Here is a 14542-nt window from a genome sequence, read left to right as displayed (position 1 = left end):
AAGAAAGGCGGCGCCGGGCGCCGCCTCAATCGGAGGTCGGATCGGTTTCAGTGAACCGAGCAACCGCCGCTATAGGGATCGTATTCGAAGAGGACTTTGACGTCGGCGTCATCGATCTCGTCGGCGGGCAGCACGCCGAATTCATCGTCGACCTGGAAAAGAACCACTGGGGCCATAAGAGTGCGGGCGAGGTGCCAGGCGGCCTTCTGGGCGAGGGTTAGATCGTTGGACATCTGAGGGCTCCATCTTGGAGCGGGACAATTCCCGCTCGATGGCTCCGTCAGGGTGCGGCGGCGGGCGCGATCACCGCGAAGGCGTCAGCCGAGAGGCCGCAGCTTGCTAGCGGACCCCTTGCGGGTTGATCGTGGAAGATCCGCGGTCGCATTAGGAATGCCATCACAAGAGAGCGGGATGGGGCAGCGAGGCGGGCCAGCAACGGTTGGAGCAAGGTCGAGATGAGCACGGTAGCCACCAGACGCCACTTGGCAAGCTCCGCAAAGAGGCAGCCTCCACCCCTTTTCGGACATCCACATTTACCAGGCCGTTGTACATAATCTGCCTCTGATCTTGGCGAGCAGAAACCAAGCACTGTTATGCAGGCTGAACTGAACTTGAACTTTAGCCGTGGCCATGCCCATGACGGTGGTGCAGATCCGGGTAATGTGGGTGCTTGTGGCGCATTGGTTCATGCCGGTGCGAGTGCGAATGAGGCTCCGTCACCGGGCCATCGTGTGCATGCCGGTGGTGCTCGTCATGGGTATGGGCATGGTCGTGCTCGAGGCCCTCATGGTCGTGCTCATGATCGTGCCGCTCGGCCAAGTGCAGGTACAGCCCGATCGCCATCAGCATCCCCGCGCCGACTAAGTGCCAGGTGATGGCATCGCGGAAAATCAGGATGGCCAGCATTGCACCAATGAACGGCGCCAGCGAGAAGTACGCCCCGGTCCGCGCGGTACCCAGGTGCCGCAGCCCTAGCATGAACATGACGAGGCTGACGCCGACACCGAGGAAACCGACGACGGCACCCGCGCCGATCAGGCCGATGCCCGGCAGGCTGGCACCCAGCGACAGAGCCAGTACCAGGTTCGTGGATCCGGCGACCAGGCCCTTGATCATGGCTATCTGCACGGGATCGGCTGACGACAGCTTGCGTGTGAGGTTGTTGTCGATGCCCCAGCTCAGGCATGCCGCGGCGATGAACAGGCTGCCGGTGTCGAGGCTCAGGCCAGCTCCCGTCCACGACAGCAGCACGGCGCCGGCGAGGATGGCGGCGGCACCGAGGATCAGCTGCCGGTCCACGTTCTCGCGGAACACGATCCACGCGATGGCCATTGTAGCCAGGCCCTCGAGGTTGAGCAGGAGCGATCCGGACGAGGCGCTGGTCTGCGACAGGCCCAGCATCAGGAAGAGTGGTCCCAGCATGCCGCCGAACAGGATTACCGCCGCCAGCCACAGCAGGTCGCTGCGCTGAAGTGGTGCCTCCGGGGACGGAAGGCCGATCAGCGGACGGCCGAGGTGCACAATCGCCAGCCCGGTGCCGGCACCCAGGTAAAGAATGCCTGCGAGTAGCCACGGGTCAACGGACCCGATCAGCAGTTTCGAAAGCGGCGCCGCTGCGCCGAACAGCACAGCGGAACCGAGCGCCAGGGGGACGCCGGGCCAGAGGTAAGATTTGGATGTCATTTCGATCTCTACGCGTTTGGCAGGCGAAGGCGGCCCGGATCGGGTCGATCTCCACCTGGAGATCAGGGTAAAACGACTCTACCTCGTCCAGCCGGTTGATGGCAGGCGCAAGGTCCGCCATTGCCCGCTCGCTGCGTTCCGGTCCATGCCGCACCAGCAGATGGGCTTCGAACAGCAGGTGCGTGGCATCATCTGGGGTCATGGTCGTCAGCATAGACCATGTATACTGACGTGAAGGTTACCGTCGAGCCTGCGGACGTAGGCATCCACGTCACGATGGTAAGTCATGGATAAGGGGCCTTGACCTTCCAATGATGGTAAGGTGCACAAGATGAAAATCACTGGTTTCAAAGAAGGGACTGTCCCATGTCCACCATAGCACTGGACGCCACGTCGGCCAGGAAGAAGGCCGTCATTTATCGCATGGTAATGCCGGACCACACCTGCCCCTATGGCCTGAAGGTCAAGGACATGCTGAAGCGATCCGGTTATGAGGTCGAGGATCATCAACTGACCACACGCGAGGAGACCGACGCGTTCAAGGAGAAGTACGGCGTAAAGACGACGCCCCAGGTCTTTGTCGACGGCCAGCGCGTCGGCGGTCATGACGACACCCGCCGGTTCCTGGGCAAGACCGTTGCAGACCCCAAGGCAACGACGTATCGGCCCGTGGCGGTGCTGTTCGCCATGACTGCGTTGACCGCCATGGCGGCCAGCTATGCCGTTACGGGCAATCCGTTCACGCTGCGGGCCGCCGAGTGGTTCATCGGCTTTTCGATGGTCGTGCTGGCGCTGCTCAAGCTGCAGAACGTCGAGAGCTTCGCCACCATGTTCCTGAACTACGACCTCCTAGCCAAGCGCTGGGTTCCGTACAGCTACGTCTATCCGTATGCCGAAGGCGCCGCCGGCATCCTGATGGTCGCCGGGGCTCTAACCTGGTTGTCGGTTCCGATAGCGCTGTTCATCGGGACGATCGGCGCGGTCTCTGTCTTTAAGGCGGTCTACGTAGACAGACGTGAGCTCAAATGCGCCTGCGTCGGCGGTTCCAGCAACGTACCGCTCGGGTTTGTCTCCCTTACCGAGAACCTGATGATGGTCGCCATGGCGATCTGGATGGGTCTTTCGGCTCTCGGGGTTATCCCCTCCGGGCACGTAATGTAATCGAACTACAAGAACGCCAAACCAAGGAGCTATGATAATGAACCTCTTCAAGACGACCCTTCTGACCGGCGCCTTCCTGATCGCCACTTCCGGCTCTGCCTTCGCCCAGGACGCCATGGCGGGCCATGACATGTCGGCGGCGGGTGCCGAGCTGCCCGAAATCTGCAAGACCGCCGAGGGCATGGTCGGCGACATGGCCATGAACATGTCCCATGAGATGGACGCGGCCCATACCGACCTGATGGCCGGCATGGACGTGACTAACAAGCAGATGATGGACGGCATGATGGTGGAAGACATCGACGTGGCCTTCGTCTGCGGGATGATCCCGCACCACCAGGGCGCCATCAACATGGCCAAGGCCGAGCTGGAGCATGGTGATAACCAGTGGGCGAGGGAAATGGCGCAGAAGGTGATCGATGCCCAGGAGGCAGAGATCGCCGAAATGGTCGAGTGGCTCGAAGGCGAAGGCGCCAGCGAGTAATCGAGATCGGGGATACGCTTCGCGCATCCCCACCATTCAGCCTAGAAATCCTTCAGTTCTAAGACTGGGGCGGGAGGGCGAGCACGCTGAATAACCTGATCCTGCGGACCGACTGCTGTGGAGCGGCGCACTGCCGTCGCCCCTCAGCCCACCGTAGTTTCTTTTTGGAAGATCTGATGCGATAAGTGGGCGAAGCCGAAGCTCCGCCCGAGGGGCCCGTCACCCAAGGGCCGCCATCTGCACCTCGGCCGCCTTGCGGTCGACGGACTGGCCGGGGTTATCGACGACCCGTTCGAAGGGTTTCCAAGCCTCGCCAACGATCTTCTCGTAAGCTGCGATAGTGCCCTCGGCAGCCATGCGCAAGGCGTGAGCCTGGAGCGCCATATCTGCGGCGAACTCCCGCTTGCGCTGCGCGGCGCTGCCAAAGCCAACCGGCCCACTGACATCTTCGTCTCGGTCGTCGCAGGCTGATTTGGCTGTGGCGTCGCGCGCTTCGGAAACAGCCCGGCTGTAGAACTGACCGGCTCCATAGGCCGAACCAACGAATGCCCCAACGATGCGCTGCATGTGGATTTGCATAGCGCGTTCTCCAAGCCCCTCGTCGAGCGCCGCAGCGGTATCGATGATGAGCTTTTCGTGGAGGTCTCGGATGCCGTCGCTATCGAGAACCGGGAGCCCGAAACTCTCCGAGATGAGAGCGCATTGTCCGGAGTCGGGGCAGGCAAGCCGGACCATCTGCAGGGTGGTGGCTTTGCGGAGCGGAACGACGCGGGCGTTGGGGCGGGATTTGGCAGGTTTGTCTGTCATGGCGTTTTCCTTTTCGGTTCCCGAAGCTCGGACCGGCCCCGTGCCGGCCCTCCCTCGGGCGCAGACCAACAGAACCGGCGGAATGACGGGTGCTTCAGGGTCCGGGCGGACCGAGGCGAGCATGGAAGGTTTGCAGCCAAGCAGGGGCCCTTCAGCCCTCGCGCGGGCCGCGGGCCTGCCATGTCGAGATTGGTTCGAGCCGGCCGCCGCGCGGCGCGGTACGCGGCCTTGAAGCGAACGGTCGCCGGTTCAGGACTGCATGAAGCCCGAGGGAGGACCAGCACGGGACCTCAATTTCGACATGGGAACCGAAGGACAGACGGTCATGACCAACTGACATTCACGCGCCAGGCTCCAATGTGTCTGCGGTAGGGACAACCACCACGTGTTGGTCGCCCAGATGCCCCGCATCAGTCGAGGGGCCATCGACCCTCGGCGGCTTCCGACCCGATCGCATACGTCAAGGGACCTGTTCGCTGAGGCCGGCCTCATGACCGTGCCGCTCAATGAAGTTGGCGATCGCCTGCTCCTGTAACGCCAGTTTAAGCGAAAGGGCTTCGATCTCCGGTTGGCGTTCAGTGGTCAGGGCGGAGACCTGTGCCCGATAGCGCTCAAGAAACGCCCCAGGGTCAGCCGGCTTGCCCCGATGATAGTGAGACCGGCGGGGCAGCAGGCCGGGGATCAGCGCGGTCATGCGGCGTGTGATCTGCCGGTCCACCATGTCCAGCTGACGCTGGGTTTGCCGGTGTGCCTCCCGCATCCGGGAGAGTTGGCGGCGCAGCTCTGGTGCGGGGATCACGGCGACCCCCTCCCTCGCCAGTGGGCGAACTGAACGGACCGGCATGGTGCGTGAAATGGAGCCGAGACTGGAAGTTGCCTAGACGGCGTCGGCACCAGGCTGCCACGACTTTCCGTCAGACATGGCGGCAAGGCCCCCACGGGTGCGGTTTGGAAGATCGCGTGTGCGGACATGCCGCCCTCCATGAAGTGCTAAAGACGAAACCGCCGCCGGGTCGACCCGGCGGCGGAAGAGCGATCGAAAGAATGGAACCGCGAAGGCCTTACTCGGCGGCGTCGCGGAAGCCCTCCTCGAATTCGTCGTCGGCACCTCCGCCGATCTCATCGACGTCCGTCACATCGTCATCCTCGACTTCCGTGACGGTGTTCTTGGCGAGCCATTCCGCGAGGCTGGTCGCGTCGGGGGCAAATAGCGCGGCTGGATGGACAAAATGACCCTCCTTGTAATGTTCGGCGAGCGCATCCCGCGTATCCTTGACCCGCGCCCGCGGCACCACCGGCGTATCGCTGCACGAAGCCTCGAGCGCCGGACGCGACAGGCAGGAGAGGAAGTCCTCTGTGCCCATATTGGCCAGAAAGCCATTGGCGCCGATGGCCGAGCCAGCGGCGATCGCCACGATGCCGGACTTGCTGATGTTCTCGCGGCACGAGAGCACGTCGATCAGAACGCCGCGGGCGGCGACGCGCAGCGCATTGGTGTCAGGGGCGAGCTTGCCCTCCCCATCGAAGAGGGTTGCCGCGTGCCGGCCGAGGCGTCCGCCAAAGCGGAAGTCACCGCCCGCGCCGGAGTCGACGCGCACGTTCTGTCCCGCGAAGGCGACAATGAGCAGTGCGAGCAGGGTGTGGTCCTCGATGGGTGCCCGCGCCAGCGCTTCATGCAGTGCGTCCGTGCGCAGGTCGCCGATCATTTCGACCCCCTTGCGCGTGACGTCGGGACGGGGCTTGGAGATGACGATCGTCTCGTCCGCGCCGCCGGCGTCGTTGGAGCCCTCACTTTTCTTCTTGGCCTCGGGTAGGCGAAAGTGGACCGACTTCACCTTGCCCTCGCGGTCAAGATACATCGCGGTGTGGTACGACTTTTTGGGCGTCCCATAAACGCGTTCTGCCTTGGGCGGCAGCTTGACCTCGCCATAGGTGTTGACGTCGGTGATGACGCCCTTCTTGGGCAGGTTCTGGGTCATCCACTCCTGTTGGGCGCCAAGGAAAGCTTCCACATCGGTGGTATAGCGACTGTCCTGGTCGGCGGGAGCGAACAAGTCCTCGACCCAGGCGATGCCGTAGGCCTGGGCAAGCTCGTCGCCAAAACTGGCGTCGCGCGCGTACATGCGGGTCCTGGCGAGGCCATTGGCGACACTCCACCACGAGACCTGCGGATCGCCCTTGGACGGCTTGTGCGCCTTCCAGACTTCCTTCTGATCCTCGAGCGACGCCGCCGCGATCGTGCGAAGCTGCCGCTCATCGGGCATGTCGCCCTTGGCCATGTGGTCCAGCATCGCCGGCAGCACACTGGCCAGTAGCCTGAGCTTCTTGATCTGGCGCACCGACTGGGCGAGCGCGATGCCAATCGCCTCCTCGGTCCAGCCGAGCGAGACGAGGCGCTCGATGGCGCGCCATTGATCGACCGGATTGAGTTGCTCGTGTGCGATCGTTGTAACCAACGAACGCATGGCGCCACCGTCCTCGGCGCGCGGAACGATCAGAACGGCGATTTCCTCTAGCCCGGCGGCAATCGCCTGCTTCACGCGGCGATGACCCTCATCGATGACGAAGCCGTTGCCGCCATCAGTTTCTGCGGTGACGACAGGCGGCTGCACGATGCCTACGGCCTTGATCGTTGCCAGCAGCAGGGCGTCGGCCTGCGGGCTGGACCTGGAGCGGCGCGCCTTGTCCGGATTGTCCGTGAGCGAGCGCGGATCGACAAATTTCAGTTCCATGGAGATGCTCCTTTAGGATTGCGGACACGGCCTTTGCCGGTCCTTGTCCGTCTTCTTCCCGAAGACACCCTCCGGCCCGCGGAGCGGGCGAACCGGTGCAATTGCGCCCGAGCATTCCTGCCCGGCTGGCCCAGCGGGGCGCCTTCAGCCCTGCGCAGGGTGACGGGCCGGGATCGCAAGGGAGCGATTGAGCGTCAGCGCCGGCGGATCGCCCGATCTGCGAGCAGGCTTATCCCCTCCTCATTCCGCCCTTTTTTGCTCCTCCCGAGCGTTGCAGTTCTGGCTAGGCTGCGGCGCGGGTGCCGGCGGGGACGATATCCTCGGCAAGCGATTTTTCGATCTCACCAAGTTGCCGGCGTTTGTCGGTCAACTCGGCAGAGAAGCTGAATTCTCCGCCCTCGCGCACTCGGTAGGAGGCGAGGCGCTGCTCGGCGTCAGAGAGGCGACGCCGATATTGTGCCCGCTCCTCCTCGAGGCCGACAAGGACATGCTCGAGCCGGGCGATTGCACCGAGCGGTGTGTTGGTGACCGGGAGTTCGATTTCAGTCTCGGCTCCGGTGCGCAGCAGCGCCGTGCTGTAGCTGTAGCCGTCCTGGCCGAAGCGCTGGCCGGAATATGCGAGCTCGAATCCGCCGATTGAGGCGATGATGGTCTCGTCCTCGTGCTGAAGCTGCACGAGGGTCAGAATCTCCTTCATCAGCGCCCGGCCGGCGAGCTTGCGCTCAGTGAGGCGCTCTTCGCCGACCGTCATACCGAAGGCGTTTCCGGCAGTCGGAACCAGACGGGCGAGGTCGTTGCCGACCTCGACAATCCGACGCGTCGAATACTCGATATCCCGCTCTGCATCCCGGATCTGGCGGCGAATCGCGAACTGATCGTCCTGATGGGCGAAGCGCAGGCGCTCGAGCCGGGCTATGTCGGCTTCAAGACCAGCTTTCTGCATCAGGCGCGGATCGCCAGACGCGATGGCCTTGGCCATGGCGAACTGGTTCGCCTGGCCTTCGCCGAGGTCTTCAAGCCGGCGGATCGAGGTGTCACCTGAGAGCGCCGCCGCGATGAAACGGGCCTTGCGCTCATTGTTCTGCCACATCTGGGCATCCATCGACCCCTCGGTGGCATAGGCGAAGATGTCGACGACATCGTGCTGGTTGCCCTGCCGCAGGATGCGGCCCTCGCGCTGCTCGATCTGGGAGGGCAACCAGGGGACATCAAGATGGTGCAAGGCCTTGAGGCGCAACTGCGCATTGACGCCGGTGCCCATGGTATCGGAGGAGCCGATCAGGAAGCGGATCTTGCCGGCGCGGACGTCGCCGAAGAGTCGTTGCTTGGCGTCGGACTTCTTGAAATCCTGCATGAAGGCGATCTCGGAGGTCGGCACACCGAGACGCACCAGCTCGTCGCGAATCCAGCGATAGGCCGAGAAGCCCCGTGTCTTCTCGACGTTGATGGTGCCGAGATCGGAGAAGATCATCTGCGCGGCGCCCGGCAGCTCGAAGGGCTTGCCGTCGGGACGGACATAGTCGTTGCCGGCGGTTTCCTGCCAGATGAGGAAAGCATTGGAAACGAGGTCGTTGAGCTTGTTGTCCGCCTCATTGTCATTGTCGGCATCCACGAGGCGCAAGTCGATCGCCGCATGGCGGCCATCGGTAATGACCGACAGCAGGATGTCGTCGCCAGGCTCGGGCGGCCCCTCGCGCTGCTCGATCGCCTTGATGCGGGCATCGAGCAGGACCTGATAGCGCTTGAAGGCGGCCGACGGCTTTGAGGTCCTGATCTGGCGCGCCCCGGTGGAGAGAGTTGGGATCTTGACGTAATCGCGCAGATCCTCGGGCATGACCACGTCCGCGAATGAGCGGAACATGGCGATAAGCTCGGGAACGTTGACGAAGGTGGCGAAGCGCGTGACCGGCTTGTATTTGCCGTTGGGCTGCAACTCGAGCTCGGTGGTGACATCGCCGAAGGTCGAGGCCCAGGCATCGAACTCGTGCAGGCCACGCTCAAGCAGCGCTGCGTAGCCGAGATAGCGCTGCACCGAGAACATTTCGCCCAGCGTGTTGGTGATCGGCGTGCCGGAGGCGAGCACGAGCGCCCGGCCTGGATTCTTCGTCTCGACGAAGCGGGATTTCACATAGAGGTCCCAGGCGCGCTGCGAGCCGTTGGGGTCGATGCCCTTGAGCGTCGCCATGTTGGTGGCGAAGGAGAGTTTTCTGAACTCCTGCGCCTCGTCGACGATGATCTGGTCGATGCCGATTTCCGAGATGGTGAGCAGATCGTCCTTGCGCGTCGCAAGCAACTCCAGGCGATCCTTGAGGCCCTCCTTCAGGCGCTCGAGGCGTTTGCGCGAGACACGGTCATCGCTCTCCACCTTGGTGAGCAGGGTCTCGTAGAGCTCGAGCTCATCCTGGATCATCTGCTGCTCGAAGGCCGAGGGTACGCTGATGAAGCGGAAGGCCGAGTGCGTGATGATGATAACATCCCACGTCGCGGTCGCCGCGCGCGACAGGAAGCGGTGGCGCTTCTCCTTGGTGAAATTGGTCTCGTCGGCGACCAAGATGCGTGCGGTCGGATAGAGCGCCAGGAACTCGCGCGCCGACTGCGCCAGGCAGTGTCCGGGCACGACCAGCATGGCCTTGGCGATGAGACCGAGACGCTTCTGTTCTATGACCGCGGCGGCCATGGTCATGGTCTTGCCCGCGCCCACGGCATGGGCGAGGTAAGTCGAGCCCGCCGAGATGATGCGCCAGATGCCGCGCTTCTGGTGCCGATAAAGAGAAAAGGCGCCTGAGGCGCCCGGAAGCTGGAGGTGGTCACCATTGAAGCTTCGGGGCGCTATATTGTTGAAGCGGTCATTGTAGACCCGCGCCAAGCGATCCGTTCGATCAGGGTCGGACCAGATCCATGTCTGGAACGCCGTTTTGATCTTGGTCAGCTTCTCCTTTGCGGCTTCGGTATCGACGACGTTGAGCACGCGCTTCTCGCTGTCGCCGTCTTTGATGGTGTCGAAGATCTGCGGCACCCGGCTGTTGAGCGCGTCGGCGATGAGCTCGCCGGCATGGCGGCGTCCGGTGCCCCATTCCGATGTGCCGGCCGCCATATAGCCAAGCTGGCGGGCCTGCACTGTCCATGATGCCAGTTCCGGCATGTGACGGATCTTGATGTCGGCGCCCATGGCCTCCTTGACGAAGGCGACGACGTCGACCGCCGGAATCCAGGGTGCGCCGAGACGCGCGGTAATGTCGGACGGACCAAGATCGGCGGGCTGAACATCGACAAGCGCGCGGACGTTGCGTTCGAAGACGGGATCGAGGGTCGCGGCGGCCTCGGCAGCTTTGAGCTTGTCGCGGACCTGACCGGAGAGGTACGCATCGGCCGTCTGCCACGCCCCGGTTTCGGGGTCGCGATAGATGGCCTCGCCCAGTTCGGCGATAACAGCATCGGCATCCATTTGCAGCAGCCCGGCGATGTGATCGACGTCGGCCTGGCCGCGTTCGTTCAGCACCACGGCCAAGGCATCAGCGGCCGACGTGATGATAGGCGCCGAGGGTGGCGCGATCACCCGCTCGGTGAAAATCGGGCCTGGCCGCGCGGTATCGGTTTCGAGGTCGTAGTCCTCGATGGAGGCGACCAGCCAGCAATCGGGGTCATCGAGGAATGGTTGCAGGTTCGGCCGGCGATGCATCTCGCGAACCTCGCCGGTCTCGGGATCTTCGCTCGTCGACACCACGGTGGTGTTGATCGGCCCGAAGGCGCGCACGAAATTGGACCAGGCGATGCGCAGCTTGACCTGTGCCGGCTTCCACGACCGGTCGAGCTCTTGGGCCTTGAGCACCTCGCGCACCGCGTCACGAATGGGGATCAGTTTGCGGATGATGCGGGCATGTTTGTCGGGCACGCCGTCGGCGCTGCGCCCCTTGCGCACAGCAATGGTCACGAGAACCCCGTCCACCATCTGCATCAGCGCCGTGTTTGAGGCCATGAAGTAGCTGCCTTCGCGGGTGGCCGGGCTCGGGTCTCCGCCGTCTTCAACGGGCGCGCCGTGATCGGCGTCGAGGTCAATCGCATCGGGCTCGCCGTCATAGATGGTCTCCGGCAGATGGGAGATCGCCACCGGAAGGGCGTCTTCGAGGTCAACACCAGGCCGCGGCAGGCAGGTGTAGGTCTCACCGAATGGGCCCGACGTGATGGCATGCGCGCCAAGTACAAGATCCGGGTGGCGCGCGAACCAACGGTTCACGCGGATCGAGCCGTCGTCGCCGTTGGCCGGGCGGACTTCATCGACATCGATCCAGGCCATATCGCTCGCGACCTCTCCGGTCCGACGCTTCCGGAAAAAGAGAATGTCGACCACGACGTCTGTGCCGGCATCCGCGCGGAAGCTGCCCTCGGGCAAACGGATGGCGGCGACGAGATCGGCGGACCTGGCGATATGCGCGCGCGCCGATGCATCCGCCTTGTCCATGGTGCCCGCGCTCGTCACGAAGGCCGCGAGGCCACCTGACTTCAGCAGATCGATCGAATGGGCGATGAAATAGTCATGCAATCGCAGTCCCATCGAGCGATAAGCGCGATCAGAGTGCACCGTTCGATCCGAGAATGGCGGGTTGCCGATGACGAGATCGAAGCTGGCAGGCAGCTCGGCGCGGGCGAAGTCGGCATTGATGATGCGCGCCTGCGGCTGCAGTAGCCGGGCAATGCGCGCGGTGACGGGATCGATCTCGATGCCGGTGACATGCACCTGGTCGCGCAATTCCAGCGGCATCAGCGCGAGGAAAATGCCCGTGCCAATGCCGGGTTCGAGCACCCTGCCCCCACGCCAACCGAGCCGCATGAGGCCGGACCACATCGCCCGGACGATGAATTCGGGCGTGAAATGGGCGTACTGGGTGCAACGCGTCAGCGAGGCATAATCCTGGCTGGACACTGCATCCTCGAGGTCGGCGCCGATCTCGTCCCAGCCGTCCCGGAATGCCGTCTCGCCCGGACGCCGGAACACGGCATTGGCAAGGTCCGAGGCCCCGAAACCGGTGAAGCGGATGAGGCGGGCCTGTTCCTCGGGCGTGGCCGGGCGGTTTTCGGTCTCGATCTTCGCGGCGAGCTGGAGGGCCTCGAGATTATCGCGCGCGCGCTGCTTCCAGCCTTTGGCCAGGCCGCGATTGCCTTCGAGAAAGAAGGTCTGGCCGCGAGGCGTGGCGTCTGGTGTCGGGCGCGATGTTGAAGGGGTCGAAGGACCATTCGGTGACGTTGGCGCCGGTGCGGCGGCACCTTCTCTGTTCGGCGCCTCCTCGGTGACGCGGTCGTCGTCGAAGAGGCTGCCGAAGGCGGTAACGCCCAGGCCGAGCCCGGACGAAAGTGAGGTGTTGCTGAACAGGTCGAGGGTGAAGGGATCGTTGGACATGGGCGGTCTCCAGAGCAAAGGCGCGCGTGGCCGCTCGGCCGAAGGATATCGGTCGAGGGTCGGCGGCATGGATTTGGAAGAGGTCAGCGGGTGAGCAGCGAGAGCGCGATTTCGCTCTCGGTAAGCTGCACATTGAGGTGGGTCGCCCGCATGTTGCGGTCAAAGAGCGGGATCAGCCGGTCAGCTTCGATGAACTCGATACCGTCATCGGCGCCGAAATGGCGGCGCTTGTAATCCCACCAGTCGATATCGCCCTTGGGGTGGCACTGCTCGGCATAGATGACGAGAGCCTTCTGCCCCTCGGCTAGCTTGCCGTTGGACATGATGTAGACCCCCTCGTCGCCGACCAGCCAGATGCCGGGTCTCTCGCCCTGGCCCGGACGCGTGCCGTAGTAGGGATTGCGGAAGCCGCCATTGGCGGCGGCATCGGCAATGCCGCGCTCGACGATCTTGCGCACGGCCAGAATGGGAAATGTGAACATCGCTCACACCTCACGCTGCAACGCGGGTGGGGAGGTGCCGCAAATGGACGGGCAGCTTGGCAGCGATCTCTTCATCGGTGAGATCGTCGAGCAGCTTGAGCTCGGTCGTGCCCAAGCCATAGGCGAGAATGGTGCGCTTGCCGCGATGCTGGGGGAGGAACCTGTCCCCGGCATAGCCACGATACTCATCATGGGTTTCGCTCCAAACATGCTCGAGACGCTCATCATGCGTCATGGCCTTCACCGGCCAGCATTCGCGTTCGACGATTCCGTCGCGCATCTCGACCGGGGAACGAGCCTGGGCGAGGTCACAATAGGCGTGGAAATAGCGGGTCTTGCCGTCGATCCGCAGCGTGTAGAAGACGCTGGTCACCGAGCCGGTGAGGAATTCGCGCATGGCGAACATTTCCCCGCGCATCCAGAGCGGCGGCAGGATGTCGAGCATATAGTCGTGTTCGGCGCGCGCGATCTCGAACCACTCGCCGGCAAACAGCGCGCTATCGTCATTCTCCCAGCGATTGGGCCGCTGCGCATGGCGGTCGAACAGGCGGAACATTTGCCGGCGATCAGCGACGCCGAAGTAGATTTTGCGGATGGAGGTGTGAAGGGTCATAGGGAGCTCCTGGCCACTTGCGGGCCGGAGCGCGGTTCATCCCTTGCGGATTACCATCATCTTCAGCCCTTCCGGACCCCTCCCCCGCGACCGCCTCTCCGACCGGGCGGGTCAAGGGCCGGCGCAGCCGGGCGTGAGCTTCACCCTTGACGCGGTCGGCGGGCATGCGGCACTCCGCCTTTCCCCTCCATTCCTCCTGCCTCCCCCATCCCTTTCAGATCCCCGTTCCAGTCGTCCGCCAGGGGACGCAACCGCTCCGCGCTGCACCCGACCTCTCCGGCGAGGGTCATAAGCCTTTGGGCATAGACGTCACCCTGCTTGTTGTTGTCTGTGGCGGCAACGAGCTGGATCCCCGGCCGGTTGACCAGCGCCCGGATTGCCGCGTTGGTGACCGGCGACCAGCCACCGCCGGTGCTGAGATAGAGCGTGTCGGAGCGGAGACCCTCGATCGCCGCGAGGCTCATGGCGTCGATCGCCGCCTCGGTGACGCAGAGGCGAAGCGCATCGCGGTGGCCAAGTCGGAACAGCACCTTGGCGCCGCCAGTGGCAAAGCCACGCCAGTCCGGACCCCGCTCCTCCCACCCGGTGACGATGCCGTCGGCATCTTTGTGCGCCGCCCACATGCTGCCACGCGGGCCTTCGCGCAACGAGCCTGCCGCGATCACGGCTCGAAGAACCGGTTCGGTAAGACGACGTGCCTCGATAAGATAACGCCAGGTGGCTGATCCGCGCCATGGATTGCGGCGGGCCTGCCAGCGTTCTGGAATCGACAGATCGGGCTCTCGCTCCCGTGACTGTCGGTCCCATTGGGGTGTAGTGGGCACGAACCCGACCAGCCCGGTGACTTCTTTCATGGCCTCGATGAAAGGCACGCCGTTGAGATGTTCGACGAGACGGAAGACATCACCCTTGCCGTCCGAGAGAGGGTCGAACCAGCCCCTCCCGTCATGGATGACGATAATAATTGCCGCATCGCGCCGAAATTTCATTGCCCGGCGCGTGCTTTCCTTGAGGTCGAGCGCAAATCCCGTGCGTTCGAGGACGGCCGCGCAGGGCACCTTGTCCTTCAGCCTTTCTAGCTCTGCTTTTTCCATTCTTGCCCGCGCCCTCGTCGCGCTCCCTTCTCTTCGATACCGCCCGGGATTTTCCTGAGCAGGAGCCGGACGCCGCGAAGAGCAAGGCGGG

At 63.7% G+C, this 14542-nt stretch carries 11 protein-coding genes; 2 read left to right on the top strand and 9 right to left on the bottom strand.

Annotated elements, in window-relative coordinates; translation table 11 throughout:
- Positions 1-47: 47 nt before the first annotated feature.
- Positions 48-233 (bottom strand): hypothetical protein, encoded by a 186-nt coding sequence (locus tag BUA69_RS17885; protein WP_035085931.1) that lies wholly within the window; start codon positions 231-233, stop codon positions 48-50.
- 385 nt (positions 234-618) lie between these two features.
- A complete protein-coding gene (locus BUA69_RS17880; protein ID WP_035085930.1) occupies positions 619-1683 on the bottom strand; it encodes a DMT family transporter in 1065 nt (354 codons plus the stop codon).
- Positions 1684-2049: 366 nt separating this feature from the next.
- On the opposite strand from BUA69_RS17880, the gene BUA69_RS17875 reads away from it, so the two are divergent.
- Both BUA69_RS17875 and BUA69_RS17870 read left to right on the top strand, forming a co-directional pair.
- Positions 2050-2844: a glutaredoxin family protein gene (locus BUA69_RS17875; protein WP_051960925.1), complete on the top strand. Its 795-nt coding sequence runs from the start codon at positions 2050-2052 to the stop codon at positions 2842-2844.
- Between the two features lie 37 nt (positions 2845-2881).
- Positions 2882-3328, top strand: coding sequence for a DUF305 domain-containing protein (locus BUA69_RS17870; RefSeq protein WP_051960924.1), 447 nt, complete (start codon positions 2882-2884; stop codon positions 3326-3328).
- A gap of 219 nt (positions 3329-3547) precedes the next feature.
- On the opposite strand, the gene BUA69_RS17865 is transcribed toward BUA69_RS17870, so the two are convergent.
- The 7 genes from BUA69_RS17865 to BUA69_RS17835 all read right to left on the bottom strand — a co-directional run bounded on the left by BUA69_RS17865 (position 3548) and on the right by BUA69_RS17835 (position 14451).
- Entirely contained in the window at positions 3548-4135 is a 588-nt protein-coding gene (locus tag BUA69_RS17865; RefSeq protein ID WP_046133989.1) for a hypothetical protein, read from the bottom strand.
- 460 nt (positions 4136-4595) lie between these two features.
- Complete coding sequence (locus BUA69_RS17860) at positions 4596-4934, bottom strand: hypothetical protein (protein ID WP_244446356.1); 339 nt, start codon at positions 4932-4934, stop codon at positions 4596-4598.
- A gap of 262 nt (positions 4935-5196) precedes the next feature.
- Positions 5197-6867, bottom strand: coding sequence for a ParB N-terminal domain-containing protein (locus BUA69_RS17855; protein ID WP_035085928.1), 1671 nt, complete (start codon positions 6865-6867; stop codon positions 5197-5199).
- Between the two features lie 283 nt (positions 6868-7150).
- Positions 7151-12262 carry an N-6 DNA methylase gene (locus BUA69_RS17850; RefSeq protein WP_046133988.1) on the bottom strand — a complete coding sequence of 1704 codons (5112 nt, stop codon included), beginning with the start codon at positions 12260-12262 and terminating at the stop codon, positions 7151-7153.
- Between the two features lie 83 nt (positions 12263-12345).
- Positions 12346-12744 (bottom strand): DUF3085 domain-containing protein, encoded by a 399-nt coding sequence (locus tag BUA69_RS17845; RefSeq protein ID WP_035085926.1) that lies wholly within the window; start codon positions 12742-12744, stop codon positions 12346-12348.
- A gap of 10 nt (positions 12745-12754) precedes the next feature.
- A complete protein-coding gene (locus tag BUA69_RS17840) occupies positions 12755-13357 on the bottom strand; it encodes a DUF1419 domain-containing protein (RefSeq protein ID WP_035085924.1) in 603 nt (200 codons plus the stop codon).
- A 140-nt stretch (positions 13358-13497) separates the two neighbouring features.
- Positions 13498-14451, bottom strand: a complete 954-nt coding sequence (locus tag BUA69_RS17835) for a DUF3991 and toprim domain-containing protein (RefSeq protein WP_035085922.1) — start codon at positions 14449-14451, stop codon at positions 13498-13500.
- Between the last annotated feature and the right edge of the window lie 91 nt (positions 14452-14542).

This window comes from Devosia limi DSM 17137, assembly GCF_900128975.1.
GTDB classification, from domain to species: Bacteria; Pseudomonadota; Alphaproteobacteria; order Rhizobiales; family Devosiaceae; genus Devosia; species Devosia limi.
Note: the sequence above shows the minus strand (reverse complement) of the source record. Positions and strands in the feature narration are given on the sequence as shown.

Excerpts from the sequence above, each read along its gene's own strand:
- BUA69_RS17885 (WP_035085931.1), bottom strand. The coding sequence starts at position 233 with ATGTCCAACGATCTAACCCTCGCCCAGAAGGCCGCCTGGCACCTCGCC.
- BUA69_RS17880 (WP_035085930.1), bottom strand. The coding sequence starts at position 1,683 with ATGACATCCAAATCTTACCTCTGGCCCGGCGTCCCCCTGGCGCTCGGT.
- BUA69_RS17875 (WP_051960925.1), top strand. The coding sequence starts at position 2,050 with ATGTCCACCATAGCACTGGACGCCACGTCGGCCAGGAAGAAGGCCGTC.
- BUA69_RS17870 (WP_051960924.1), top strand. The coding sequence starts at position 2,882 with ATGAACCTCTTCAAGACGACCCTTCTGACCGGCGCCTTCCTGATCGCC.
- BUA69_RS17865 (WP_046133989.1), bottom strand. The coding sequence starts at position 4,135 with ATGACAGACAAACCTGCCAAATCCCGCCCCAACGCCCGCGTCGTTCCG.
- BUA69_RS17855 (WP_035085928.1), bottom strand. The coding sequence starts at position 6,867 with ATGGAACTGAAATTTGTCGATCCGCGCTCGCTCACGGACAATCCGGAC.
- BUA69_RS17850 (WP_046133988.1), bottom strand. The coding sequence starts at position 12,262 with ATGTCCAACGATCCCTTCACCCTCGACCTGTTCAGCAACACCTCACTT.
- BUA69_RS17845 (WP_035085926.1), bottom strand. The coding sequence starts at position 12,744 with ATGTTCACATTTCCCATTCTGGCCGTGCGCAAGATCGTCGAGCGCGGC.
- BUA69_RS17840 (WP_035085924.1), bottom strand. The coding sequence starts at position 13,357 with ATGACCCTTCACACCTCCATCCGCAAAATCTACTTCGGCGTCGCTGAT.
- BUA69_RS17835 (WP_035085922.1), bottom strand. The coding sequence starts at position 14,451 with ATGGAAAAAGCAGAGCTAGAAAGGCTGAAGGACAAGGTGCCCTGCGCG.